Consider the following 24,690-nt stretch of genomic DNA (forward strand, 5'->3'; position numbering starts at 1 on the left):
CCCCCCCGGGCGCGCCAGTGCGGGCGCCCATCTTTTTTACACTTTGGAGATGAAGATGACACTATTGGCGAAGTTGATGCTGGCTACGGTTGCGACCATGGCGGCAGGCACGGTGCAGGCGAAGACCCCCGCGCCGGTGCAGGATAAACCGGTTAATTGCGACAATTGCAAGGAATGGAATGCGCCCGTCAAGCCGTTCAATATCTATGGCAATAGCTGGTATGTGGGCACGGCGGGCTTGTCCGCCGTGCTGGTGACGAGTCCGCAGGGCCATATCCTGCTCGACGGCGCGCTGCCGCAATCAGCGCCCTTGATCATCGACAATATCAAGGCGCTGGGCTTTCGCATCGAGGATGTGAAATATATCCTCAATTCGCACGCCCATTGGGACCATGCGGGCGGCATTGCCGCGCTGCAGCGGGCGAGCGGCGCCACCGTCATGGCCAGCGCCTCGGGCGCCTTGGGCCTGCAAAGCGGCACGAATGGCAGGGATGACCCGCAATACCAGGCCAATCCCGTCGTGCATGTGGCCAAGGTGAGCAAAGTCAGCCTGGTGGGCGAGGGCGATACCGTCAAGGTCGGCCCCCTGGTGCTCACGGCCCACATGACGCCGGGCCACACGCCGGGCGGCACGACGTGGACCTGGACCTCATGCGAAGGCCAGCGCTGCCTGAACGTGGTGTACGCGGACAGCCTGAACCCGTATGCGAGCGGCGATTTCCGCTATACGGGCAAAGGCGCGGGCAAGGGCGGCACGCCCGATATTTCTGCCTCATTCGAAGCGAGCATCGCCAAGGTGGCCGCCTTGCCATGCGACATCATCATCCCCGTGCATCCGGGCACGACGGACGTGCTGGGCAAGGCCGCGAAGCGCAGCGGCACGGACAATCCCCTGATCGACGCCAACGCCTGCCGCGCCTATGCGGCGGAAGCGGGCGGCTTGCTGGCCAAGCGCCTGGCGAAGGAACGGGGCGAGGCGGCGCCTGCGGACGCCAAGGGCGCGGCGCACGCGCATTAAGCGTTTTACCCTGCCGCCTGCCCCTGTTTTTGCAGGCGTTTCAGGAACACCGTCATTTCCTTGACGGCTTGCAGGTCGCCTTGCTGCTGGGCGACTGTGACGCCCGTGGTCCAGGCGGCCTGCGCTTCATCCAGCCTCCCCAGCTGGAGCAAGGCCTTGCCCAGCAGTTTCCAGGCGGCGGAATAGCTTGTTTGCTGTTGCGTCGCCTGCGCCAGGTGAATGGCCGCTTGCTCTGCGTCATTATCTTTCAGGCAGGCGTCGCCCAGGCCAAAGCGCAGCAGGGCGCTGTCGCGGCCCTGCGCCAGCAGTTTTTCCAGCTTTTCACGCATCAAGAGTTCCATTGATATGCAAGTTAATTCTTGCATATTAATGCCTGTGACATGAGTCCGCAAGCCATCGTTGGCCTGCGGGACTCTCACTATGCGCTGACTTCCTGTCCGTGGCGCGGTGCCGCAGGGCAGGCGGCCGTATCTAGACGCTACTGTATGTAGGCAAGTTTGGAGAAAAGCGAACGAGGCCAGTCTTTATTGAGAGTGCATTATCATTTATAATGCAATTCATTTGCATATCATCCTCTTTCAGGAATCCCATGTCCTTCTCATTACAACGCCCGATGGCGTTGCTGCTGGCTGCCGCCAGTCCGCTGGCCCTGGCGGACGGACCCGCTGTGCAGGACAGCGTCACCGTCAGCGCCGAGCGCCAGCATTACCGCAGCCTGTCCGCCACGGGCGCCACCAAGACGGACGCTTTATTGATGGACTTGCCGCAAAGCGTGCGCGTGCTGACGGGCGACCTGCTGCGCGATGCGGGCGTGACGACCCTGGCTGGCGCGCTGGACCTGGCCAGCGGTATTTCAAAACAAAGTCCGCTGGGCGGCCTGTGGGACAGCTACGCCATGCGCGGTTTCACGGGCGATCCGAATTTCGGTTCCGACTACATGGTCAACGGTTTCAGTTCCAGCCGCGGCTACAACGGCATGCGCGACGGCGGCAATACGCAGGCCGTGGAAGTACTCAAAGGCCCCGCGTCGGCCCTGTACGGCCGGGGCGAGCCGGGCGGCACGGTGAACATCACGACGAAAAAGCCGAAGTTCGCACCGGAATACAGCGCCGATGTTGCGCTGGGCAGCTTTCAGACGCGCCGCGCCGCGCTGGACTTGACGGGACCGTTGAGCGACACCGTCGCCTACCGCCTGAACGCCGCGCATGAGGACGGGCACAGCTTCCGCGATACGCTGAAAGTCGAGCGCAGCCTGTTTGCTCCCTCGTTTATCTGGCTGGCGGGCGAGCACACGACCGTGTCGTATGAAATCGAAGCGGTGCGCCAGCGCGCGCCGTTCGACCGGGGCGTGGTGGCCGTGAACGGCAAGCTGGGGGCGGTGCCCGTGTCGCGTTTCCTGGGCGAACCGGGCGACGGCCCCATGACGGTCAAGTCGCTGGGCCAGCAGCTGTTCATCCACCATGCGCTGTCCGACGACTGGACGCTGCAGGCGGGCGCGTCCTACCGCGACAGCGAATTGCGCGGCTATTCGACAGAGGCGAACAGGCTGCTGGCCGATGGCCGCACCCTGAACCGCCAGCGCCGCCACCGCGATTTTTCGGCCACCGACGCCTCCGCCCGCGTCGAGTTGCTGGGTAAGTTCAAAACGGGCGCGCTGGCGCACGAGGTGCTGGCCGGCGTCGACGCCTATCGCTTCGACGACCACCGGGTGCAGCTGCGGCGCAATCCCAGCGCCGCGAATGCCTATGCCATCGACATCTACGCGCCCGTGTACGGCGGCAAGGCCGATCCGCTGGCCCTGTCCATCGACACGCAGGAAGGGCAGCAGGCGCGCGGCCTGTATGCGCAAGATCAACTGGACCTGGGCGCGCAGTGGAAGGCGCTGCTCGGCGTGCGCCACGACAGCTACACGCAGGACGTGGCGAACCATCGTCTGAACACACGCAACCGCCAGTCGCTGTCGGCCACCAGCCCCCGCGCGGGCCTCGTGTACCAGGCGTCGACAATGTGGTCGCTGTATGCGAGCGCGGCCAGGGGCTTCCGGCCCAACAGCGGCATCAGCCTCGATAACCAGGCTTTCCCGGCCGAGCGCAGCCGCTCGTATGAACTGGGTGCGAAGCTGGAAACGGGCAAGCTGACGGGCACGGTGGCCGTATACGACATCCGCAAGAGCAATGTACTGACGACCAATCCCGCCAACACGGACTTTGCCATCGCGGCGGGCGAGGTGGGCAGCCGGGGCCTGGAACTGGACGTGTCGGGCGAACTGGCGCGCGGCTTGCGCGTCTCGGGCGCCTATGCCTACACCAACGCCACCGTCACGCGCGGCGACACTACGATCGTGACGGGCAGCCGCTTCGCCAACGTGCCGCGCCACAGCGCCAACGTGATCGCCACGCAGCAGTTCGCGCTGGGCGCGGGCACGGCCAGCGTGGGCGGCGGTGTGCAGTATGTGGGCGAACGCCTGGGCGACGTGGCCGTCAGCAGCCAATTTACCCTGCCGGCCTACACGACGGCCAGGCTGCTGGCGTCGTATGCGCCTAACGCCAGGCTGCGATTGGCTTTGAGCGTGGAAAACCTGTTCAACCGCAGCTACTATGCGAGTTCCTACAGCCAGCTGTGGGTGGCGCCGGGAGCGGAGCGCACGCTGAACTTGAATGCCCATTACCGTTTTTAAGGGATGACGATGACCTTGACTACATCTGCCACCCTGCGCACCCGCATCGCCGTCATCGACGTGCTGCGCGGCCTCGTCATGCTGATCATGCTGTTCGACCATGTGCGCGAAACCGTCTTTTTACATCATCAGGTCAGCGACCCCATGGATGCGGCCCACGTCGATCCGGCCCTGTTCTTCACGCGCCTGGCGGCCCATGTCTGCGCACCCATGTTCGTTTTCCTGACGGGTTTGTCGGCCTGGCTGTACGCGCATCCGGCCGCCGGCCCCCGCAGCGCGGCCGGCTTCCTGTTCAAGCGGGGCTTGCTGCTGGTCGTGCTGGAGCTGGTGTTCGTCAATTTCGCCTGGAGCGGGGCGTTTCCGCCCGCCGTGCTGTATCTGCAGGTGATCTGGGTCATCGGCCTGGCCATGATGGCGCTGGCCGTGCTGCACAAGCTGCCTTTGAAAGTGCTGCTCGTGCTGGGCGTGGCGATTGTCGCGGGCCAGCATTTGATGAGCGGCTTGCGCGCGGAACCGGGCAGCCTTGGCTATTACGCGCTGACGGTGCTGCTGCAACGGGGATACCTGGTGGCGGACGGCGCCATGCGGATCAAGGTCAGCTATCCGCTGCTGCCGTGGATAGGCGTGATCGTGCTCGGCTATGCGGCCGGGCCCCTGTATGCGCGCGGCCGTTCGCCGGACGGGCGTCGTCGCCTGCTGCTGGCGCTGGGCGCGGGCAGCTTGCTGCTCCTGGGCCTGCTGCGCGGTTTCAATCTGTATGGCGAAACCCTGCCTTGGGTGGCGGGCGACACGGCCTTGCGCACGGCCATGAGCGTGCTGAACTTCACCAAGTATCCACCGTCGCTGGACTTTTTGCTGTTCACCTTGGGCCTGGGCTTGCTGGGCCTGGCCTGGCTGGAAAGCGTCGATAACGGGTTCACGCGGGCTTGCGCCACCTTTGGCGGCGCGCCCATGTTCTATTACTTGCTGCACCTGTATTTGCTCTTGATCATCGGCATCACCCTGACGGCCGTGCTGGGCGCCAATCACGGTGCCCGCTATGGCGTCGAGCATATCTGGCAAGTCTGGCTGCTGGCCTTGCTGCTGATGCCCGTGCTGTACTTTCCCTGCCGCGCGTTTGCCAGCTACAAGCGCACGTCGCGGCAGGCGTGGGTGCGTTATTTCTGAATCAAGCCTATTCTATTTGCAGTACAGCCTGTCGATGCTGTGGCTGGACGCCAGGTAATGCCGCGTCTGCCAACCGATGGCCACTCTGTAGGCGCACGGCGGATCCAGCGCCACGTTGACGGGGAAGCCGCCATTGTTGCCCGACAGGTGAGGCCCGCCCGCGCCGCCGCGGAACAGATAGTTGCTCGGTGGTGGAGGCGGCGTGAAACTGGCGGCCGGCAGCGGTGGCGGCGGATGCTGGATGCCGTTGTTGTTGGAAATCGTGATATTAAAGAAGCGCAAATGCGGGTGGTCGATCGTGTACAGGATATGCACAAGGCCGCCCGCGATGGGGTTGCAGGCATTGCTGCGCAACTCTTCCAGGTCCAGCGCCACGATGACGGGCGAGTTGTCGAAGACGATGGAGTCGAGCCCGTCCGTGGCCAGCAGCGCCAGGGTATTTCCATCGCGCACCTCGAAGCCCATGCGGTAGCGGCGTATCGGTTCGCTTTCGGCCGCCGTCAGGCTGCGGCCCGCGTCGAGGATGGGCAAGCCGCCAGGCAGCTTGGCCGGATGCAGGCTGGTGATGGCGGGGGTGTTGATGGTCAGTAAGTCGAATGTGCGCAGGAAGATGTTGGGCGCCACGTTGACGACGGCCGTCGTGCCGTCGCGCATGTCCACCGTGACTTGCTTGCCGTCCACCCGTATCCAGCCGCCCGGTTTCAGATCGCCCGCGTCGACGATCACTTGCGCCGAGTCGGCCAGGCCCAGTCCGTTCGTATAAAACACATAGCCGACGAGCGTGCCGAGGATTTGCGTAAGCGGCGCCAGGCTGGCGGGCGGCACCGTCGGAATGGCTGTCGGGTCGTCGCTGCCGCCGGGCCAGGACCATTCGCCGATGAGGAAACGGTATTCGAGCGGATTGGCGGGGATGGCGCTGTTGCGCAGCGGGCAATTGCCTTTCAACGTGACGCCGCCGGCGAACACGTACGACGCGCCGGCGCCGCCCGCATAGCCTTGCGCGGAAAAGCCCGCCAGCGAGGGGAAGGGGTGGATGTCGAAGATTTCCACCTGCTGCCAGTGGGGCACGCCTTCCACGTCGGGCGGCAAGACGTCTTTCGAGCATAATTCGACGCAGAAACAGTAGCCCACGTTTTCGCGTCCCGGCTGGCGGCCGTTGACCTGCGTTTCCGACAGGATGGTCACGCTGCCCAGCTGCGCCGTGAAATACACGTCGGGCCCGCTGGCAAATTCCACGTTGATGAACGGCGAGAACGGCGTGAGCGTGAAGTCGGACGTCAGGTAATCGATGCGAAAGCGCCCCGTGGCATCGGTGACGGCAACGCCCAGTGCATCGTCCTGCAGCCAGTCCGCATCAAAAGCCCGCACGGTCGCGCCCGCAATCGGCGCGTGGGGCGCGTCGCAGGTGCGCAGGCGGCCGCAGATGGTCCAGGCGCCGAAACGGGCGCGCACGAGGCACCAGAAGCGTTGCGGCAGGCAATAGTCCCAGATGGCGACGAAATCGTTGTCGACCTGGCGCCAGCGGGGCTGGATGGTGGTGATGGAAAACTGCAGCGGCACGGGGTCTTTCGGCCCCGGCTTCAGATGCGGCACGGTAGGGCACAGGATATCGACTTCGACGGCCTCGCCCTGATAATCGCCTTCCAGGGTGAAGCTGTAGTTGCCGTCGTCATCCGTGCGCGCTTCGGCCAGCAGGAAGGGGGCTTTCGCCTGCACTTCCTCGTCGGTGAGGATGGCGAAGGTTTCCTTGGCGCTGGCCACGGCCAGGGCCGTGACGTTTTGCGACTCGCGCGGCCGGTACAGGCGCACGATCACGTGCGACAACGGTTCAGGACACTCGGCACAGATCAAGCCGCACAGCTTGCCCCGCAGGATATAGGCCATGATGGTTCTCCAGCTCGGTTGGACAACTGCGCCGCTCGCAGCGGCGGCGCTGTTACCAAGCTAGCAAATGGATGGCCATCGGGCTTGATCCTGCGTAAAGGAGTGCTTATTTAATCAGTGCCAATACCTCGCGGAAACGCGGATGCTTGCAGTCGCGCAACCATTCAAAGGCCAGCATTTCCACCGTCACCAGCTGCGCGCCCAGCTTGCCGAGGCGGGCCAGCGCGGCGTCGCGGCTGGCGGCCTGGCGCGAGCCGACGGCGTCGATGGCGATGATGACGTCATACCCGAGTTCGAGCAGGCCGATGGCCGTCTGCAGCATGCACACATGGGCTTCGCAGCCCGTGACGACGATCTGTTTGCGTCCGGGCGGCAAGATCGCCTGCAAGCCGTCGGCACAGGCGCCGAAATGCGTCTTGTGCAAGGTCCGCTCGCACAACGCGGCGATTTCCTCCACGTTCGGCCCCAGTCCCTGGCGGTTCTGTTCCGTGCCCAGCACGGGCACGCCGAGCAGGCGGGCGATCCTGGCCAGGCGCAGGTTTTGCGCCAGCACCAGGCCCGCGTCGTGGATAGCCGGCATCAAACGGCCTTGCAGGTCGACAATGACCAGTACGGCCTGGTTTGCATCCATCAGCATGGCATTCTCCTAATTAGTATGTGGCGACAGGACAGTGTAGCGCGCCGCAGTGTGCTCAAGTTGGCCAGCTGGGCGTGGCCGTCTCGCCCATCAGGTAGGCGTGATTGAGCTCGATGGCGCCGCGCAGGTAGTTCCACAGGGCGCTGACCCGGGCGATGTTGCGCCGTTCGCTGGGCGAGATCATCCAGAAGGTGCGCAGCAGGTCGATCTCGCCGTCGAGCACGGGCACCAGTTCGTTCGACTGCTGCGCCACGAAGCAGGGCAGGATCGCCAGCGCCTGGCCCGCGCGCGCCGCGTGGTACTGGGCGATCACGCTGGTGCTGCGAAACGCGCGCAGGGAATCGGGCGCCACGTTATCCATGTAGCGCAGCTCCGAACTGAAGACCAGGTCGTCCACATAGCCGATGATGGGGTGCTGCGCCAGCTGCGCCACGCTGGTGATCGGGGCGTGGCGCGCCAGGTAGCCTGGCGTGGCGTACAGTTTCAGCCGGTAGTCGGACAATTTGGTCACCACGTACGGGCCGGACAGGGGCCGTTCGATGGAAATGGCCACGTCCGCCTCGCGCTTGGACAGGCTGACGAAACGGGGCACGGCGATCAGGTCCACGCTGATGTGCGGGTAGCGGCCGCAAAACTGCGCCAGGTGGGGTGCCAGCACGATGGCGCCGAAGCCCTCGGTAGCACCCAGGCGCACTTGCCCCGACAGCAATCGGTTGTGTTCGCCCAGCTCCTCGGTGGCGGCAAACACCGTGCTTTCCATCGTTTCCGCGTATTCCATCAGGCGGTGGCCTTCGGGCGTCAGCTGGTAGCCCACGTAATTGCGGTCGAACAGCTGCGTGCCCACCTGCTCCTCGAACTTGCGCATGCGGCGCGACACGGTGGAATGGTCGATGCCCAGCTTTTTCGCCGCGTCGACGAGGCCCGCGCTGCGCGTCAGTTCCAGGAAGACCCGTACATTGTCCCAATCGAGCACTTTGTTCTCCTTGTGCATTTTTGCAAAGGAATTATGCATTAATTTCACTTGAGTGCATATTTTTACACATGCAGAATGCATCTATACATATAAGAAAAACCCATCCACCTGGAGACACGCATGAAAAAAACCGTTCTGGCCATGGGCGCGCTGGCGCTCACCCTTTCCTTTGGCGGCGCGCACGCGCAGATTTCCGATGGCGTCGTCAAGGTCGGCATCCTGACCGACATGTCCGGCCCGTATTCGGCCATGGGCGGGCGCGGCTCCGTCGTCGCCAGCCAGATGGCCGTCGAGGATTGTCTGAAGGCTGAATGCAAGGGCATGAAGATCGAAATCCTCTCGGCCGACCACCTGAACAAGGCCGACATCGCCGCTTCCAAGGCGCGCGAGTGGATCGACCGCGACAAGGTCGACGCCATCGCCGATCTGACCAATTCCTCGGTGGCCCTGTCCGTGCAAAAACTGATGAAGGAGAAGGGCGGCATCGCCATGTTCAGCGGCCCGGCCACGGGGCGCCTGACGAACGAGGATTGCTCGCCGAACGGCTTCCACTGGATGTTCGACACGTATTCGCAGGCGGCCGGCACGGCGGCGGCGCTGACCAAGCTGGGGCAGAAATCCTGGTATTTCGTCACCGTCGATTACGCGTTCGGCCATTCGCTGGAAAAGGACGCCAGCGATGTCGTCAAGCGCAATGGCGGCACGGTGCTGGGCGCCGTGCGCCATCCGCTGAACGCGTCCGATTTCTCGTCCTTCCTGGTGCAGGCGCAAGGCTCGAAAGCGCAGGTGATCGGCCTGGCCAACGGCGGCGCAGACGTGGTCTCCGCCATCAAGCAGGCGCGCGAATTCCGCATCGGCAGCGGCAAGGACCAGCGCCTTGCCGCCTTGCTGGTGTTCCTCTCCGACGTGCATGCGCTGGGGCTGGAAACGGCCCAGGGCCTCGTCTACGCGGACGGCTTTTACTGGGATTACGATGACCGCAGCCGCGCCTTCGCCAAGCGCTTCGAGGCGCTCAACAAGGGCGCTAAGCCGACCATGGTGCAGGCGGGCGTGTATTCGAGCGTCTACCACTACCTGAAATCGGTGGCGGCGGCGAAAAGCGACGACTCGAAGATCGTCGCCCAGAAAATGCGCGAGTTGCCGATCAAGGATGCCGTCATGAACAACGCCTCGATCCGCCCCGACGGCCGCGTCATCCACGACATGTACCTGGTGCAAGTGAAGACCCCGGCCGAATCGAAGGGACCGTGGGACTACCTGAAAGTGCTCTCCACCATCCCCGCCGACCAGGCGTTCAAGCCGATGGATGCGGCGGCGTGCAACTTGGTCAAGAAATAACCATCGAATACCTTACGGAGCCTCACATGAACCAAGCCCTCACCTCAGTTCCCGCCGTCCCCCTGCACATCGCCGGCAAGCATCACGCCTCGACCAGCACGGAATGGCGCGACGTCGTCAACCCGGCCACGCAGGAAATCGTCGCCAGGGTGCCGTTTTCCACGCCCGACGAAGTCAATCTGGCCGTCGCCACGGCCAAGGAAGCCTTTAAAACGTGGCGCAATACCCCGCTGGCGGCGCGCATGCGCATCATGCTCAAGTACCAGCAGCTGATCCGCGAAAACATCGGCGCGCTGGCCGAACTGATCACCCGCGAACACGGCAAGACCCTGCCCGACGCGGAAGGAGAAGTGATGCGGGGCCTGGAAGTGGTGGAGCACGCTTGCTCGATCGCCACCCTGCAGCTGGGCGAAATCGCGGAAAACGCGGCCACGGGCGTCGATGTCTACAATATCTACCAGCCGCTGGGCGTGGGCGCCGGCATCACGGCGTTCAATTTCCCCGTCATGCTGCCATGCTTCATGTTCCCCATCGCGATTGCCTGCGGCAATACTTTTGTGCTGAAACCGTCGGAGCAGGACCCGTCCTCGAGCATGTACCTGGTCGAACTGATGTACCAGGCGGGCTTGCCGGCGGGCGTGCTGAACGTCGTGCATGGCGGCGCCGACGTCGTCAACATGCTGTGCGACCATCCCGACATCAAGGCCGTGTCCTTCATCGGCTCCACCCACGTGGGCACGCATGTGTACCGCCGCGCCAGCGAATCGGGCAAGCGCGCGCAATCGATGATGGGCGCGAAAAACCATTGCGTGGTGCTGGCCGATGCCAACAAGGAGCAGGCGATCAATAACCTGATCGGCGCCGCATTCGGCGCGGCCGGCCAGCGCTGCATGGCCAATTCCGTCGTCGTGCTGGTGGGCGAGGCGCGTTCCTGGCTGCCGGAAATCGTTGCCCGCTCGCAAGCGCTGAAAGTGGGACCGGGCAGCGACCGCACGGCCGACCTGGGTCCGATGGTCTCCAGGGCCGCCATGCAGCGGGCGGAAAAACTGATCCAGGCGGGCGTGGACGAAGGCGCGCAGCTGCTGCTTGACGGCCGCGGCCACAAGGTGGCCGGCTACGAGGGCGGCAACTTCATGGGGCCGACGATTTTCTCGAAGGTGGCAGCGTCGAATTCCGTCTATACGCAGGAAATCTTCGGCCCCGCCATGTGCGTGGTCGAGACCGATACGCTCGACGAAGCGATCGCCTTCATCAACGCCAACCCGAACGGCAACGGCACTTCGATCTTCACCTCTTCCGGCTGGGCTGGGCGCAAGTTCCAGAACGAGATCGACGTAGGGCAGGTGGGCATCAACGTGGCCATTCCCGTGCCCGTCGCCTATTTCAGCTTCACGGGTTCGCGCGCGTCGAAACTGGGCGACCTGGGCCCGAACGGCAAGCAGGCCTTGTACTTCTGGACGCAGACCAAGACCGTCACGGCGCGCTGGTTCGCCCCGGACGATGGCGGCAGCGGCGTTAACACCACCATTGCGATGAAATAAGGGGGGGCGATGAGCACCAATATCGTTTTTATCGGCCTGGGTAACATGGGGCTGCCCATGGCGCAGAACCTGGTGCGGGCGGGCCATGCGGTGACGGGTTTCGACTTGGTACCGGCCAGCGTGCGCCAGTTCGCCGATGGGGGCGGCCTCGTGTCCGACGACCAGGGCGCGGCGATAGGCCAGGCTGACATCGTCATCACCATGCTGCCGGCCAGCCGCCACGTGCTGGGGGCGTACTTGGGTAACTCTTTTGGCGACGCGGGCATCCTGGCGCAGGCCCGGCCCGGCACCTTGCTGATCGACTGTTCGACGATTTCCACCGAGGCGGCGCGCCAGGTGGGCCGCGCGGCCGAGGAGAAGGGCATGCCCATGCTGGACGCACCCGTCTCGGGCGGCACGGCGGGCGCCACCAACGGCACGCTGACGTTCATGGTGGGCGGCGAAGAATCCGCGCTGGCGGCGGCGCGCCCCTACCTGGACGTCATGGGCAAGGCGATCTTCCACGCGGGCGGCTCCGGCAGCGGCCAGACGGTCAAGATCTGCAACAACATGCTGCTGGGGATTTTGATGATCGGCACCAGCGAGGCGATACGCCTGGGCGTGGCCAATGGCCTCGATCCGAAAGTGGTGTCGGACGTGATGGCGAAAAGCTCGGGCCGCAACTGGACCCTGGAGGTGTACAACCCATGTCCGGGCGTGGCCGAGAACGTGCCCGCGTCGCGCGGCTACACGGGCGGCTTCGGCGTCGATTTGATGCTGAAAGACCTGGGCCTGGCCGTGGAAAGCGCGCTGGCCAGCGGCGCCTCGGTACCGCTGGGCGCCTTGTCGCGCAATCTATATAGTTTGCACAGCAAGGCGGGGGCGGGCGCGCTGGATTTCTCCAGCATTTATCAGCTGCTGGGCGAGAAAGCTTAAGGCTGTTGCGCCTGCAGGGCGGCCAGTTCCGCCCTGGCTTTTTCCAGCTTGCCTTCCAGCTTGGCGATCTTCTTCGGCTCTTTATTGGCTTCCTGGGCCAGGCGCAGCGAGCGCTCCGTCTGGTTCACCTTCGCCTGTGCTTTCAAAATTTTCTTGTTGTGGCGTTCGATCAGGGTGCTGTCGCGGCAGTGGGCATTGACTTCGTCGAGCGCGCGCGTCAGGCCCGCGACCTTGTCGGACAAGCCCTGTTCTTTGGCCTGGCGCAATTCGCTGCGGATGCTTTCGCGCTTGGCGGCGCAGCCGGCCAGCTGGGTGTCGGCGGCGCTGGCGCCCACGCAGGCGGCGGCGAGCAGCAGGGTCAGGGCGGTTTTCGAGAGAAGGTTCATGGCATTCCTGTGTCAGTGGTGAGCTTGTGCAATGTAAGCCTGCCGGCCTGACCTGTCAAACTTCGCCTACCGTGCGCGCCTGTCCCGCATGGCATCGGCTACCATGCGTGTTTTCTTCTTTCCGATACCGCCGCATGACCAGGAAATTACTCTTGCTGATCCCTTTGCTATTGCCGCTGCCTGTTCTGGCGCAAACCTCGCCCACCTTGCTCGATCTGCAGTTGATCGCCATCAAGGCACGGGCCGATGCGGCCAGCCATAGTCCGGAAAGCATCGCCGAGTTTGCCGAGACCCGGCGTATGGCTGAAACGGGCGACGTGGAGGCGCAGCTGGAGCTGGCGCGCATGCTGCAATTGGGCGTTGGCGCGCCGCAAGACACGGCGCTATCGATGGCCTGGGTGCGCAAGTCGGCCGAAGGCGGCTATGCGCCGGCGCAGGCAGCCTTGGGGCTGGCCTACACGGTGGGCGGCAAGGTGCCGATCGACCGCGTGCAGGGCGAATACTGGCTGCGCAAGGGCGTGGAGCAGGGCGACGCACTGGCGCAAACCATCCTGGCGCTGGAATTCATCGATGGCGACAGTCCTGCCGAAGAACAGGCGCTGGCCATCACATGGCTGAAGAAGGCCGCGCTCGAAGAGCACTTTATTCCTGCCTACAACGCGCTCGGTGAACACCTGATGCGCGCAGCCGCCGATGAGCAGGAGCGCGGCGAGGCCTTCCACTGGTATGACAGGGCGGCGCGTGAAAAGGAACCTGCCGGCATGCGCAACCTGGCCCGCGCGCACGAGCTGGGCCTGGGCGTGGCACAGTCGGACAAGCTGGCCCTGGTCTGGTACGAGCGGGCGGGATGGGGCGGCGACTTGCCCGCCATGCGGCGCATGCTCGACGTGTACGTCAAAGGAGAACTGGGGCAGGCGGCAAATGCCGAAGACGCCGCCGAATGGCGCGCCAGGCTGGCGGAAAGCGAGAAGAAATGAAGACCATCGTATTGTTATTGACCCTGGCGCTGGCGCAGAGCGTGCTGGCGCAGCCCGCGTCCTCCAAGGAACCGCGCCAGCATCCGGCGCTGGCCGAATTCGACACCAAGGGCCTCGACGACATGCGCGCGAGGGTGCAGGCGGTGATCGACCGCCCGGCCGACCTGTCGCCGGACAAGGTCGCCGCCTTCGACAAGATGCGCCGCGCCGCCGAAGGGGGCGATACGGCCGCCCAGCTGAAGCTGGCGCAGATGCTGCACGAGGGCGAAGGCACGCCGCGCGACACTGGCGCCGGCCTGGCGTGGATGCGGAAATCGGCCGAGGGCGGCTATGGCCCGGCCCAGGCATTCCTGGGCGTGGCCTATACGCTGGGGCAGGGCATGGCCATCGACCGCAAGCTGGGCGAATACTGGTCGCGCAAGGGCGCCGCGCAAGGCGTGGAACTGGCCAACTTCATGGTGGCCCAGCACTTTGAAAACATCCACAGCAGCCCGGAAGAACAGGCGCATGCGCTGCACTGGCTCAAATACTATGCCGAAAACGGCTTCATCCCTGCCTACAATGAAATCGGCTACCGCCTGATGATGACGGCCAAGGACGAGGCGCAGCGCAAGGAAGCGTTCGGCTGGTACATGCAGGCGGCCAAGGCGCTCGATCCGCCCGGCTTGAACAATGTGGCGTACTCGTATGAAGTGGGGCAGGGCGTGCCGCAGAGCGACGAGGCGGCCCTGGGCTGGTACGAGATGGCGGCCATCGCGAAAAGCCCGCCGGGCCAGACGGGTTTTGCGCGGCTGCTGGAGCAGGGCCGTGGCGGAGCCACCCGGCAAGGGCCGGCGCCCCAGCCCTTCGAGTTGTACCTGCTGGCGGCGAAGCAGGGCGACGCGGAAGCCATCGAACGGCTGGTCAAGGTGTACGATCAGGGCGAGCTGGGACAGGCGGCCGATCCGGCCAAGGCGGCGTTGTGGCGCGAAAAGCGCAAGCCGGCCAAGGCGCCCTGATTCGGCGAGACGGGGCGGAAACGGCATGCTATCATCATTGTTATCGATAACAATATCATGAGAGACCCATGAATCCCGATTTCCGCTCTAGGGCAATGCTTGAAAAGCACATCCTGCACACGATGCACTTCTACCACCCGCGCGCCGTCGATGCGAGCGGCGGCTTCTATCATTTCTTCCTCGACGACGGCACCGTCTACGACGCTGCCACGCGGCACCTCGTCAGCAGCACGCGCTTCATCTTCAATTACGCCATGGCGTATCGCCATTTCGGCGGCGACGATTACCAGGCGGCCCTGCGCCACGGCGTGGCCTTCCTGCGCGACGTGCACCGCGACCCGGCCACGGGCGGCTACGCCTGGCAACTGTCGTGGAAAGACGGCGTCAAGACGGTGGAAGACGGCGCCAACCACTGCTACGGCCTGGCCTTCGTGCTGCTCGCGTATGCGCATGCCTTGCAAGCGGGCGTGACGGAGGCGCGCGCCTACCTGGACGAAACGTTTGAATTGATGGAACAGCGCTTCTGGCTGCCCGAACACGGCCTGTACGCGGACGTGGCCAGCGCCGACTGGGCCACCCTGGACGGCTACCGGGGCCAGAACGCGAACATGCATGCGTGCGAAGCCATGCTGGCCGCGTTCGAGGCGACGGGCGAAGCGAGATATCTGCACCGCGCCGAGACGCTGGCGCACAACATCACGGTGCGCCAGGCGGGGCTGGCGAACGGTATGATCTGGGAGCACTACAAACCCGACTGGGCTATCGACTGGGACTACAACCTGCACGACAAGAGCAATATCTTCCGTCCGTGGGGCTACCAGCCCGGTCACTTCACGGAGTGGGCCAAGTTGCTCCTGATCATGGAGCGCCACAGCCGGTTCATGGCCGGTCCATCGGAGTGGCTGCTGCCCCGTGCGCGCGAACTGTACGACACGGCGCTGGCCAGGGCCTGGGATGGCGCGCATGGCGGCATCCACTACGGTTTCGGCCCGCACGATGAAATCTGCGACGGCGACAAATACTTCTGGGTGCAGGCGGAAAGCTTCGCCGCCGCCGCCGTGCTGGCCGCGCGCACGGGCGACGACGCCTACTGGCAAAGCTACGACAAGATCTGGGATTACAGCTGGACGCACTTCGTCGACCATGAACATGGCGCCTGGTACCGCATCCTGACGCCCGAGAACCAGAAGATCAGCAACGAGAAAAGCCCGGCCGGCAAGGTCGATTACCACACCATGGGCGCCTGCTATGAAGTGCTGAACGTGATCGGCGGTGCCGCATGAGCGCCGCCGCTTTTCCCACTTTCCCCGCGTTTGTCTCGGCCGGCGAGGCGCTGACGGACATGCTGCGCACGGGCGCGGACGCCTGGAGCAGCCAGGTGGGCGGCTCGACCTGGAACGTGGCGCGCGTGATGGCGCGCCTGGGCGTGCCCAGCGCCTTTGCGGGCGCCGTCAGCCTCGACGTCTTCGGCGACGCGCTGGCGCAAGCGACCGACGCGGCGGGCCTGGACATGCGCTTTTTGCAGCGCCGCGCGAAGTCGCCGCTGCTGGCCATCGTGCATGAACTGCATCCGCCCACGTATTACTTCATCGGCGACGATAGCGCCGACCTGCATTTCGACGCGGCGCAGCTGCCGGCCGGCTGGATGCAAGGCGCGCAATGGGTGCATTTCGGCGGCATCAGCCTGGCGCGCGAACCGCTGGCGGGCAAGCTGGTGGCGCTGGCGCAGGAACTCAAGGCGGCTGGCGTGAAAATCAGCTACGACCCGAATTTCCGCATCATGATGGATGAGCGCTACGACGCCACCCTGCGCCGCATGACGGAGATGGCCGATGTGGTGAAAGTGTCGGACGAAGACCTGGCGGGCCTGTTCCGCCACGACGACATCGATGGCGCGTTTGCCGTGCTGCGCGGCTGGAATCCGCACGCCACGTATTTGTATACGCGTGGCTCGCAGGGCGCGGCCCTGTATCGGGGCGAACAGACATGGCAGGCGGCGCCGCCCGTCATCGAGGTGGTCGACTCGGTGGGGGCGGGCGACGCCAGCATCGGCGGCTTGCTGTACAGCCTGATGTACCGGCCCGATGCCGATGGCGGCCAGCACTTGCGCTTCGCCGTCGCGGCCGGGGCGGGCGCCTGCCTGGCGGCCGGCGGCTCGCCGCCCTCGGTGGAACTGGTGGAATCGCTGGCGCAGCGCACGCAGGTGCGCTAAGGGCTGGTCAGCGGGGGCCGCATGCCCCCGTCGACGCCCGCTCCATCAAGGTAAACGCCATCAGATGGTGCGTGGCGGGCGCCGTTTCGCCCGCGCGGCGCTGGCGTATCTCGTCGATGACGAGACTGACGGCGGCGCGCGCCATGTCGGCGATGGGCTGGTGGATGGTGCTCAGCTCGGGCCAGACGGTGGTGGCGACGGGCGTGTCGTCGAAGCCGCACACGCTCAATTGCGCCGGCACCTGCAAGCCCATGCCGTGCGCCACGGCCAGGGTCGCGGCGGCCATATCGTCGTTGCTGGCGAAGATGGCGCTGGGGCGCGGTGCGTGCGCCAGCAGCCGGCGCGCCGCGTCCAGTCCCGAACGGTACGTAAAATAGCCTTGCGCCACCCTGTGCGGCGGCACCTGCAAGCCAGCTTCCCGCATGGCGTCCTCGAAGGCCTGGCGGCGCAGCAGGGCGGGCGTGTGCGCCGGGTCGCCTTCGATGAAGCCGATGTCGCGGTGGCCCAGCGCGAGCAGATGGCGCGTCATGGCCAGCGCGCCTTCGTAGTCGTCGATGCGCACGGCCGACACATCGGGCGAAGGGCGCGCCGTGGCCACGGCGATGGCGGGTATGCCCATGCTATTGAGCTGCGCCAGCACTGCGGGCGAATCGCACAGGGGCGGCGGCACCAGGATGCCGTCCACGCCGGCCGCCACCAGGCAATCGATGCCGGCGCGCTGGCTGTCCAGGTCTTCGCAGCGCTCGAGCAGCAGCTGGCCGCCGCCCTGGCGGCACTGGTCCATGGCGCCAACGAGAAATTCGCTGAGGAAGGCGGCGCTGGGGTTGCTGTACAGCAAGCCGATGCGCAGGGTGCCCGTGCGGGCCGCCCTGGCCGCCAGGTTGGGCTGGTAGCGCAGGCTGGCGATCGCCGCCTCGACCTTGTCGCGCGTGGCCGTGCTGACGCTGGCGCGGCCGTTGATCACGCGCGACACCGTCATGGCAGACACGCCGGCCAGGCGCGCCACGTCGTGCACGGTGGCCCCGCTGGCCGTATCGATGGCGGCGGGCGCCGCCTTATTCGAGGTGGCCACCGAATTTCAGCTTGCCGCTGATGCGCATGCCGTGCAATTGACCTTCTTCCAGCTGGGCGGCGCTGGTACGCTGCGCCGTGTCGCGCCGCGCCAGTCCCACCGACAGGATATCGAGCATCATCAGCTGCAGCAGGCGCACGATCATGGGCACGAAATTGAGGTTGCCTTCCGGGTGGTTCAGGGTCAGCAGCACGTCGGCCAGCTTGGCCAGCGGCGAACCGCTGGCCGTGATCGCCAGCACGCGTGCGCCGCAGGCCTGTGCCACCTTGACGGTGCGCAACAGGTCGGGCAGGGCGCCCGAGCGGGAAATGACCAGCGCCACGTCGCCCGGTTTCAGCATGGCGGCGCTCATTTCCTGCGCCTGCGGATCGGCAAAGAAGCTGCTGACGATGCCCAGGTTGAGCAGCTTGTGCTGCATGTCGTCGGCCACCACGCGGGCGCTGCCCACGGCCAGCAGTTCCACGCGCTGCGCGCCGCGCAGCAGCTCGATGGCCGCCGTCAGCGCCTTCACGTCGAGCATGTCGCGCATGGCCAGCGCGGCCGAGGCGTTATTGCCCAGCACCTTGCGCGCCAGTTCCGCGTCGGAATCCGAAATCTCCACGTGGCAGTGGGCCACCGTGATGGCGCCGCCCGTCAGGCCGGAAGCGAGCTTCAATTTGAAATCGGCCAGGCCCTGCACGCCGATCGAACGGCAAAAGCGCATCACGGTCGGCTGGCTGACGCCGACGCGCTGGGCGATTTCGGCGATCGGCAGGGTCAGCATGGCGTTCGGCTCCTTCAGCACCCAGTCGGCCACCTTGCATTCCGATGGGCTCATGCGCCCGCGCGCCTGGCGCACGGATTCGAGCACGGGCGCGCCGGAATGGGCCCGCTTGAGCTTTTGCGCGAGGATGGCGGCGATGCCCAGGAAAGTCGGCAGTTCGGCCGTGATCAGAAACGTGGGGATTTGCGCCAGATATTCGTTCAGGCGGCCCTTTTGCTCGAAGCGGGCGCGGAATTGCGACCGTTCGAACAAAGGCCCCAGGCGCGGCACGATGCCGCCGCCTATATAGATGCCGCCCAGCGCGCCCAGGGTCATGGCCACGTTGCCGGCGATGGAGCCGAGGATGGCGCAGAAGCAGTCGACCGCTTCCAGGCACACGTCGCATTCATTGTTCAGGGCGCGGCTGGTGATGTCGGCCGCCAGCAGCGGCGGAACGTCATGCCGGCCAGCCCGGTCGGACAGGGCGCGGTAGATCAGTTCCAGCCCCCGTCCGGAGGCGAGGCGTTCGGCCGAGACGTGCGACAGTTCGCGCCAGGCGAAGGACAGCACGTCCATCTCGCGCTGGTCGCAGGGGGCGAAGCTGACGTGGCCCCCTTCGCTGCCCAGCGCGATCCAGCGGTCTTCGGCGGGGATCATGCCCGACACGCCCAGGCCCGTGCCCGAGCCGAGCAAGCCGATGACGCTGTCGGCGCGCGCCATGCCGCCGCCGATCTGCAGGCGCTGGTCGGGCCGCAGGTAGGGCAGGGCCATGGCCAGCGCCGTGAAGTCGTTCACCACCAGCAGGGTGTCGAGGCCCAGCGCGGCGCGCATCGCCTCGATCGAGAAGAACCAGTGATGGTTCATCATGCGGATATTGTCGTCGTCGATGGGGTTGGCGATGGCGATGGCCGCATGACGCACGCGCGCCGAACCGGCGGCGCGCGCCTCGCTGCTATCCATATACGCGGTGATGGCGTCGAGCAGCGACGCGTAGTCGTCGCAGGGCAGCACGGCGACCGCTTCCAGGTGGCCCTGGCGCGTTTCCAGCACGAAGCGGGCATTGGTGCCGCCGATGTCTGCCAGCAGGCGCGGCCCTTCGCTGAAACGCTCCGCCGGATCGCTGCCTGCTACTTCCATTTTTTCATCAATTTTCATGGCGGTGCCTAGTCTCGTCTGCGTGCGCTGTCTTGGCGGCGCACTGTCGTTATGGCAAAAACCAAGGATTTTAATTCGTATACGTGCCGCGTGCCGAAAAATACGGGGTGCCTGCGCAAATGCCTGTCCACCGTGCCAGATGGGGTGGCGCCAGCGAAAAAACAGGGCAGGCAACTCGCTTGTCGGTACGCAAATAAAGTGTCGCAGAGTAGTCGTAGGATTACAACATAATATGTTGATATTTGTTCGTAGTATAGTTACTATGTCCCTGCTGGAAAGAATTCTGGCCAGTACATTCGGCCACGAATGACTAGATAAAAAATAAATTACTGAGGAGACTTACCATGCTGCATCGCAACATGTTGAAGGCCGTGCTGAAAACACTGCCAGCTGCCATCGTCCTGGCCATCGCCAGCGGTTCCGCTGCCGCCGACCCTATGTACCCATCCGATTCCGAAGGCTTCCACGGCTACCTGCGCGCCGGCGCCGGCAGCAATACTTCGGGCGACGGCGGTTCGCAGGGCTGCTTCGGCCTGGGCGGCAATACCATGAAATATCGTCTGGGCAATGAGTGCGACGCCTACACGGAATTCGGCTACACCAAGTCCGTCGCCCAGTCCGGCGGCGTGAACTACCTGGCCACCATCTGGGTCAACGCCTACGCGCCCAACTCCGATTTCGGCGACAACAAGCTGGGCATCGTCAAGGCCTATGTCGAAGCCCAGGGACTCGATTTCCTGAACGGCGGCACGGCCTGGATCGGCAAGCGCTTCTACTACCGTCCTGACATCCACATGCTGGACTTGCAGTACATCAATATGAACGGCACGGGCGCCGGCCTGGACCGCATTCCTGCGGGCCCCGGCAAATTCTCGTACGCCTTCTTCAAGGACAACGACATCAACACCGTGTCGCCGACCGGCGTCGTCAGCACCAAGTCCGCCGTGCGCCAGAACTTCATCTACGGCGAGATTCCCGTGAATGAAAACGGCACCCTGGACCTGGCCGCGACCTACATCATCGGCGAAGGCAAGGACAACGACGCGTTTGGCCAGAAGCACAATGGCTGGCAATTGTCGGCCTTCCACCGCCAGGCGAAAGTCTTCGGCGGCGGCAATACCTTCGGCGTGCAGTACGGCGTCGGCCCTGGCACCGGCAAGGGCGCGCAGTTCGGCGCTTCGGGCGACACCAATTTCGGTTCGGACGTGAAACGCACGCGCATCTTCAATGACATGGCGATCCAGCCGATGGCCAACTTCGGCATGGAATTCGTCGCCCTGTGGCAAAAAGACGAATCGAACGCCACCGGTTCCTCGACCTGGACCTCGGTCGGCGTGCGTCCCGTGTACGCATTCACCAACAACTTCAAGCTGGTGGGCGAACTGGGCACGGACCGCGTGACGCAAGCGGGCGGCCTGCCGGCCAAGCGCCTGACCAAGCTGACCATCGCCCCGACGATCTCGGCCGGTCCTGGCCTGTGGTCGCGTCCCGAGCTGCGCGCTTTCGTGACCTACGGCAAATGGAACGATGCGGCCACCGCCTCGGTCAATGCGTCGAACAACGGCGGCCCGATCTACAACAACAATACCAGCGGCACCTCGTATGGTTTCCAGGTGGAAACTTGGTTCTAAGTTTGCAGGCATTGTAAGTCTAGATCAACCTGGCGCATCCTTCGCGGATGCGTTTTTGGCGCCGTCCCGTGATATAAATGCAATGTAGTCATGTCATGGATCACGGCGCCGTCTTTTCACTGAAGATGATGCCCGTTTGCAAGCGGGTCTGAGCACAAGAGCGCCGGTACAGGCGCAGATTTCACCTTTTTCGGCCCCGTATGCCGAAGCCCCCTAAAAGCTTGATCAAAAAAGGAATGTGGAGATGAAACTGAAATTCAAGATTACCCAACTGGCCGCATTGACCACCCTGGCATTCGCCGGCAGCGCGTTTGCGACCGACGTGGAAGTGTTGCACTACTGGACCTCCGGCGGCGAAGCGAAGTCCGTGGGCCAGTTGCAGCAGATCGTGAAGGAAAGCGGCTTCGGCTGGAAAGATTTCGCCGTGGCCGGCGGCGCTGGCGAAAACGCCGCGACCGCGCTGAAGACCCGCGTCATTTCCGGCAATCCGCCAACGGCTGCCCAGATCAAGGGCCCGTCGATCCAGGAGTGGGGCGCCGAAGGCGTGCTGGCCAACATCGACGATGCCGCCATTCCAGGCAAATGGGATGCCGTGCTGCCGAAAGTCGTTGCCGACATCATGAAATACAAGGGCCACTACGTTGCCGCTCCCGTCAACGTCCACCGCGTCAACTGGATGTGGGTCAACCCTGAAGTGCTGAAAAAAGCCGGCGTGGCCACCACCCCGACCACCTGGGATGCGTTCTTCGACGCGGCCGAGAAGATCAAGAAATCGGGCGGCATCGCGATCGCCCACGGCGGCCAGCCTTGGCAGGACGCCACCGTGTTTGAATCGGTCGCGCTGGGCGTGGGCGGCACGGAATTCTACAAAAAGGCCATCCTCAAGCTGGACCAGAAGGAATTGACCGGCCCGACCATGCTCAAGGTGTTCGACACCTTGGGCAAGGTGAAGACCTACATCGACAAGGATGCGGCTGGCCGCGACTGGAACCTGGCGACCGCCATGGTCATCAACAACAAGGCCGGCTTCCAGTTCATGGGCGACTGGGCCAAGGGCGAGTTCACGGCCGCCGGCAAGGTGCCGGGCAAGGACTACCTGTGCGTGGCAGCGCCTGGCACGGACAAGGCCTACACCTTCAACATCGATTCGTTTGCCATGTTCACGCAAAAGGATGCGAATGCGAAGAAAGGGCAGATCGCCCTGGCCAACGCCATCATGAATCCGAAGTTCCAGTCGATCTTCAACCTGAACAAGGGTTCCATCCCCGTGCGTTCCGGCGTATCGAAGGACAAGTTTGACGCTTGCGCCCTGAAATCGATGGAAGACATGGACGCCACCAACAAGAACGGCGGCCTGGTGCCATCGTTCGCCCACGGCATGGCGCTGCCATCGGCCACGCAAGGCGCCGTGACCGACGTCATCGCCAAGTTCATGAATACCAACATGAGCTCGAAAGACGCGGTTGCCGCCCTGGCCAAAGCGGCAAAAGTGAAGTAATCACGACGGCGCCGGCACTCCCGCTGGCGCCCGCTGCATCGCATGCATCGCAGGCGTCCGCCCTGGCTTTCGACCAGGCCGGCGCCACACGCAGTTCTACTTCTACGGCTGTCCTATGTCCATACGCAAGCAATTCGACCGATGGATACCGCAGATGGTGCTGGGCCCCACGCTCATCGCCAGCTTGGTATTCGTCTATGGTTTTATCTTTTTGACCGGTTGGCTGTCGCTGACCGAATCGCGGCTGATGCCGAACTACGAGTTCGCCGGCCTGGTGCAATACGTCGAGCTGTTCGACAATGAGCGCTGGTGGACCTCGCTCAAGAACCTCGGCATCTTCGGTGTCCTGTTCATCGGTTGCAGCATCGCCATCGGCCTGTTCCTGGCCATCCTGCTGGACCAGAAAATCCGCGCCGAAGGCGCGCTGCGCGCCATCTACCTGTATCCGATGGCGCTGTCCTTCATCGTCACCGGCACGGCCTGGAAATGGATGCTCAATCCCAGCCTGGGCCTGGAAAAGGTCATGCACGACTGGGGCTGGACCTCGTTTACCTTCGACTGGCTGGTGAACTCCGACATGGCCATCTACACGGTGGTGATCGCCGGCGTCTGGCAGTCGTCGGGCTTTGTCATGGCCCTGTTCCTGGCCGGCCTGCGCGGCATCGATGATGAAATCATCAAGGCGGCGCAAGTCGACGGCGCATCGCTGCCGACGATCTACTGGCGCATCGTGATTCCCGCCATGCGTCCCGTGTTCTTCAGCGTGCTGCTGATCCTCGCGCATATCGCCATCAAGAGCTTCGACCTGGTCATCGCACTGACGGCTGGCGGACCTGGCAATTCCTCGTCCGTGCCGGCCATCTTCATGTACCAGTTTTCCTTCACCCGCGGCCAGCTGGGCCTGGGCTCGGCATCGGCAATGATGATGCTGGCCACCATCGTGGCCGTGCTGGTGCCGCTGATGTACCTGGAAACGCGCAGCGCAAAGGCGATGAGATGACACCTACCCGCAATAATCGACTCACCCTCGGACGGGTGGTGGTATACCTGCTGCTGATTCTGTTCGCGGTGTACTACATCGTGCCCCTGTACGTGACCCTGTCGACGTCGTTCAAGTCGCTCGACGAGATCCGCAGCGGCAACCTGCTGGCACTGCCGCACGTGTGGCAGTTCGATTCCTGGTCCAAGGCCTGGTCTTCGGCCTGCACGGGCGTCACCTGCGACGGCATGCAGCCGTTCTTCTGGAACTCGATCAAGATGGTGATTCCCGCCGTGCTGATCTCGACCTTCCTGGGCGCCTTCAACGGCTATGTCTTCGCGCACTGGCGCTTCCGCGGTTCGGAAATCCTGTTTGCCGCCTTGCTGGTGGGCTGCTTCATCCCATTCCAGGTGGTGATCCTGCCGATGGCGCGTTTGCTGGGCGAATTCGGCCTGGCCAATACGACTACCGGCCTGGTTTTCGTGCACGTGGTGTATGGCACGGCCTTCACGACCTTGTTCTTCCGCAATTACTACATCGGCGTGCCGGAAGAATTGATCAAGGCAGCGCGCATCGACGGCGCCGGCTTCTTCTTGATCTTCCGCAAGATCGTGCTGCCGATTTCGGGTCCGATTTTCGTCGTCTGCATCATCTGGCAATTTACGCAGATCTGGAACGACTTCCTGTTCGGCATCGTCTTCGCCAGCGGCGATTCGCAGCCGATCACAGTGGGCTTGAACAACCTGGTCAACACGTCCACGGGCGTGAAGGAATACAACGTCAACATGGCCGCCGCGGTGATTGCCGCGCTGCCGACCCTGCTGGTCTATCTGGTCGCAGGCCGTTATTTTGTGCGCGGTCTGACCGCAGGCGCAGTCAAAGGTTAAGGA

21 protein-coding genes are annotated in these 24,690 nt (G+C 64.2%); 14 read left to right on the forward strand and 7 right to left on the reverse strand.

The window, feature by feature from the left end:
• The first annotated feature begins 76 nt into the window (after positions 1-76).
• Positions 77-1,018: a subclass B3 metallo-beta-lactamase gene (bla, locus tag AC1RJW_RS23150; protein WP_493047040.1), complete on the forward strand. Its 942-nt coding sequence runs from the start codon at positions 77-79 to the stop codon at positions 1,016-1,018.
• A 5-nt stretch (positions 1,019-1,023) separates the two neighbouring features.
• Here the strand turns inward: bla and AC1RJW_RS23155 are convergent, their stop codons facing one another.
• Positions 1,024-1,347 (reverse strand): tetratricopeptide repeat protein, encoded by a 324-nt coding sequence (locus AC1RJW_RS23155; RefSeq protein WP_493047041.1) that lies wholly within the window; start codon positions 1,345-1,347, stop codon positions 1,024-1,026.
• Positions 1,348-1,607: 260 nt separating this feature from the next.
• Here AC1RJW_RS23155 and AC1RJW_RS23160 point away from each other — a divergent pair, with 260 nt between their 5' ends.
• Together AC1RJW_RS23160 and AC1RJW_RS23165 are read left to right on the forward strand one after the other, a co-directional pair.
• Positions 1,608-3,695, forward strand: a complete 2,088-nt coding sequence (locus AC1RJW_RS23160; RefSeq protein WP_493047042.1) for a TonB-dependent siderophore receptor — start codon at positions 1,608-1,610, stop codon at positions 3,693-3,695.
• 3 nt (positions 3,696-3,698) lie between these two features.
• Complete coding sequence (locus tag AC1RJW_RS23165; protein ID WP_493047043.1) at positions 3,699-4,862, forward strand: acetyltransferase domain-containing protein; 1,164 nt, start codon at positions 3,699-3,701, stop codon at positions 4,860-4,862.
• Between the two features lie 12 nt (positions 4,863-4,874).
• Here the strand turns inward: AC1RJW_RS23165 and AC1RJW_RS23170 are convergent, their stop codons facing one another.
• The 3 genes from AC1RJW_RS23170 to AC1RJW_RS23180 all read right to left on the reverse strand — a co-directional run bounded on the left by AC1RJW_RS23170 (position 4,875) and on the right by AC1RJW_RS23180 (position 8,356).
• Positions 4,875-6,746: a transthyretin-like family protein gene (locus AC1RJW_RS23170; protein ID WP_493047044.1), complete on the reverse strand. Its 1,872-nt coding sequence runs from the start codon at positions 6,744-6,746 to the stop codon at positions 4,875-4,877.
• A 106-nt stretch (positions 6,747-6,852) separates the two neighbouring features.
• A complete protein-coding gene (locus AC1RJW_RS23175) occupies positions 6,853-7,383 on the reverse strand; it encodes an isochorismatase family protein (protein ID WP_493047045.1) in 531 nt (176 codons plus the stop codon).
• Positions 7,384-7,438: 55 nt separating this feature from the next.
• Positions 7,439-8,356 (reverse strand): LysR family transcriptional regulator, encoded by a 918-nt coding sequence (locus tag AC1RJW_RS23180; RefSeq protein ID WP_493047084.1) that lies wholly within the window; start codon positions 8,354-8,356, stop codon positions 7,439-7,441.
• A gap of 120 nt (positions 8,357-8,476) precedes the next feature.
• Between AC1RJW_RS23180 and AC1RJW_RS23185 the strand changes: the two genes are divergently transcribed.
• From AC1RJW_RS23185 to mmsB, 3 genes are read left to right on the forward strand one after another with little or no spacing between them, the layout of a single operon-like run.
• Positions 8,477-9,694 (forward strand): ABC transporter substrate-binding protein, encoded by a 1,218-nt coding sequence (locus AC1RJW_RS23185; RefSeq protein WP_493047046.1) that lies wholly within the window; start codon positions 8,477-8,479, stop codon positions 9,692-9,694.
• Positions 9,695-9,720: 26 nt separating this feature from the next.
• Positions 9,721-11,235 carry a CoA-acylating methylmalonate-semialdehyde dehydrogenase gene (locus AC1RJW_RS23190; RefSeq protein ID WP_493047047.1) on the forward strand — a complete coding sequence of 505 codons (1,515 nt, stop codon included), beginning with the start codon at positions 9,721-9,723 and terminating at the stop codon, positions 11,233-11,235.
• A gap of 9 nt (positions 11,236-11,244) precedes the next feature.
• Positions 11,245-12,150, forward strand: a complete 906-nt coding sequence (gene mmsB, locus AC1RJW_RS23195) for a 3-hydroxyisobutyrate dehydrogenase (RefSeq protein ID WP_493047048.1) — start codon at positions 11,245-11,247, stop codon at positions 12,148-12,150.
• On the opposite strand, the gene AC1RJW_RS23200 is transcribed toward mmsB, so the two are convergent.
• Positions 12,147-12,536 (reverse strand): DUF1090 family protein, encoded by a 390-nt coding sequence (locus AC1RJW_RS23200; protein ID WP_493047049.1) that lies wholly within the window; start codon positions 12,534-12,536, stop codon positions 12,147-12,149. The two genes, mmsB and AC1RJW_RS23200, sit on opposite strands and share 4 nt — an antisense overlap.
• A 152-nt stretch (positions 12,537-12,688) precedes the next feature.
• Between AC1RJW_RS23200 and AC1RJW_RS23205 the strand changes: the two genes are divergently transcribed.
• The 4 genes from AC1RJW_RS23205 to AC1RJW_RS23220 all read left to right on the forward strand — a co-directional run bounded on the left by AC1RJW_RS23205 (position 12,689) and on the right by AC1RJW_RS23220 (position 16,723).
• Entirely contained in the window at positions 12,689-13,513 is an 825-nt protein-coding gene (locus tag AC1RJW_RS23205; RefSeq protein ID WP_493047050.1) for a tetratricopeptide repeat protein, read from the forward strand.
• Positions 13,510-14,511, forward strand: a complete 1,002-nt coding sequence (locus tag AC1RJW_RS23210; RefSeq protein WP_493047051.1) for a tetratricopeptide repeat protein — start codon at positions 13,510-13,512, stop codon at positions 14,509-14,511. The genes AC1RJW_RS23205 and AC1RJW_RS23210 overlap by 4 nt, the downstream gene beginning before the upstream one ends.
• Before the next feature lie 68 nt (positions 14,512-14,579).
• Positions 14,580-15,794 (forward strand): AGE family epimerase/isomerase, encoded by a 1,215-nt coding sequence (locus AC1RJW_RS23215; protein WP_493047052.1) that lies wholly within the window; start codon positions 14,580-14,582, stop codon positions 15,792-15,794.
• Positions 15,791-16,723, forward strand: coding sequence for a carbohydrate kinase family protein (locus AC1RJW_RS23220; protein ID WP_493047053.1), 933 nt, complete (start codon positions 15,791-15,793; stop codon positions 16,721-16,723). The genes AC1RJW_RS23215 and AC1RJW_RS23220 overlap by 4 nt, the downstream gene beginning before the upstream one ends.
• Positions 16,724-16,730: 7 nt before the next feature.
• On the opposite strand, the gene AC1RJW_RS23225 is transcribed toward AC1RJW_RS23220, so the two are convergent.
• Positions 16,731-17,795, reverse strand: a complete 1,065-nt coding sequence (locus tag AC1RJW_RS23225) for a LacI family DNA-binding transcriptional regulator (protein ID WP_493047054.1) — start codon at positions 17,793-17,795, stop codon at positions 16,731-16,733.
• Positions 17,779-19,692: a glucokinase gene (locus AC1RJW_RS23230; protein WP_493047055.1), complete on the reverse strand. Its 1,914-nt coding sequence runs from the start codon at positions 19,690-19,692 to the stop codon at positions 17,779-17,781. Before AC1RJW_RS23230 ends, AC1RJW_RS23225 begins: the two co-directional genes overlap by 17 nt.
• 344 nt (positions 19,693-20,036) lie before the next feature.
• Here AC1RJW_RS23230 and AC1RJW_RS23235 point away from each other — a divergent pair, with 344 nt between their 5' ends.
• From AC1RJW_RS23235 to AC1RJW_RS23250, 4 genes are all read left to right on the forward strand, one after another.
• Positions 20,037-21,323 (forward strand): maltoporin, encoded by a 1,287-nt coding sequence (locus tag AC1RJW_RS23235; protein WP_493047056.1) that lies wholly within the window; start codon positions 20,037-20,039, stop codon positions 21,321-21,323.
• A 244-nt stretch (positions 21,324-21,567) separates the two neighbouring features.
• Positions 21,568-22,821 (forward strand): ABC transporter substrate-binding protein, encoded by a 1,254-nt coding sequence (locus tag AC1RJW_RS23240; RefSeq protein ID WP_086143001.1) that lies wholly within the window; start codon positions 21,568-21,570, stop codon positions 22,819-22,821.
• A gap of 115 nt (positions 22,822-22,936) precedes the next feature.
• Positions 22,937-23,821: a carbohydrate ABC transporter permease gene (locus AC1RJW_RS23245; protein ID WP_010397323.1), complete on the forward strand. Its 885-nt coding sequence runs from the start codon at positions 22,937-22,939 to the stop codon at positions 23,819-23,821.
• Positions 23,818-24,687 (forward strand): carbohydrate ABC transporter permease, encoded by an 870-nt coding sequence (locus AC1RJW_RS23250; RefSeq protein ID WP_034777933.1) that lies wholly within the window; start codon positions 23,818-23,820, stop codon positions 24,685-24,687. The genes AC1RJW_RS23245 and AC1RJW_RS23250 overlap by 4 nt, the downstream gene beginning before the upstream one ends.
• Positions 24,688-24,690 lie beyond the last annotated feature (3 nt).

The organism is Janthinobacterium sp. GW822-FHT07A03 (assembly GCF_058798815.1).

What these genes read in the sequence shown, in the direction of transcription:
- bla (WP_493047040.1), top strand. Translation starts at nt 77, where the DNA reads ATGCTGGCTACGGTTGCGACCATGGCGGCAGGCACGGTGCAGGCGAAG.
- AC1RJW_RS23155 (WP_493047041.1), bottom strand. Translation starts at nt 1,347, where the DNA reads ATGCGTGAAAAGCTGGAAAAACTGCTGGCGCAGGGCCGCGACAGCGCC.
- AC1RJW_RS23160 (WP_493047042.1), top strand. Translation starts at nt 1,608, where the DNA reads ATGTCCTTCTCATTACAACGCCCGATGGCGTTGCTGCTGGCTGCCGCC.
- AC1RJW_RS23165 (WP_493047043.1), top strand. Translation starts at nt 3,699, where the DNA reads ATGACGATGACCTTGACTACATCTGCCACCCTGCGCACCCGCATCGCC.
- AC1RJW_RS23170 (WP_493047044.1), bottom strand. Translation starts at nt 6,746, where the DNA reads ATGGCCTATATCCTGCGGGGCAAGCTGTGCGGCTTGATCTGTGCCGAG.
- AC1RJW_RS23175 (WP_493047045.1), bottom strand. Translation starts at nt 7,383, where the DNA reads ATGCTGATGGATGCAAACCAGGCCGTACTGGTCATTGTCGACCTGCAA.
- AC1RJW_RS23185 (WP_493047046.1), top strand. Translation starts at nt 8,477, where the DNA reads ATGAAAAAAACCGTTCTGGCCATGGGCGCGCTGGCGCTCACCCTTTCC.
- AC1RJW_RS23190 (WP_493047047.1), top strand. Translation starts at nt 9,721, where the DNA reads ATGAACCAAGCCCTCACCTCAGTTCCCGCCGTCCCCCTGCACATCGCC.
- mmsB (WP_493047048.1), top strand. Translation starts at nt 11,245, where the DNA reads ATGAGCACCAATATCGTTTTTATCGGCCTGGGTAACATGGGGCTGCCC.
- AC1RJW_RS23200 (WP_493047049.1), bottom strand. Translation starts at nt 12,536, where the DNA reads ATGAACCTTCTCTCGAAAACCGCCCTGACCCTGCTGCTCGCCGCCGCC.
- AC1RJW_RS23210 (WP_493047051.1), top strand. Translation starts at nt 13,510, where the DNA reads ATGAAGACCATCGTATTGTTATTGACCCTGGCGCTGGCGCAGAGCGTG.
- AC1RJW_RS23215 (WP_493047052.1), top strand. Translation starts at nt 14,580, where the DNA reads ATGAATCCCGATTTCCGCTCTAGGGCAATGCTTGAAAAGCACATCCTG.
- AC1RJW_RS23220 (WP_493047053.1), top strand. Translation starts at nt 15,791, where the DNA reads ATGAGCGCCGCCGCTTTTCCCACTTTCCCCGCGTTTGTCTCGGCCGGC.
- AC1RJW_RS23230 (WP_493047055.1), bottom strand. Translation starts at nt 19,692, where the DNA reads ATGAAAATTGATGAAAAAATGGAAGTAGCAGGCAGCGATCCGGCGGAG.
- AC1RJW_RS23235 (WP_493047056.1), top strand. Translation starts at nt 20,037, where the DNA reads ATGCTGCATCGCAACATGTTGAAGGCCGTGCTGAAAACACTGCCAGCT.
- AC1RJW_RS23240 (WP_086143001.1), top strand. Translation starts at nt 21,568, where the DNA reads ATGAAACTGAAATTCAAGATTACCCAACTGGCCGCATTGACCACCCTG.
- AC1RJW_RS23245 (WP_010397323.1), top strand. Translation starts at nt 22,937, where the DNA reads ATGTCCATACGCAAGCAATTCGACCGATGGATACCGCAGATGGTGCTG.
- AC1RJW_RS23250 (WP_034777933.1), top strand. Translation starts at nt 23,818, where the DNA reads ATGACACCTACCCGCAATAATCGACTCACCCTCGGACGGGTGGTGGTA.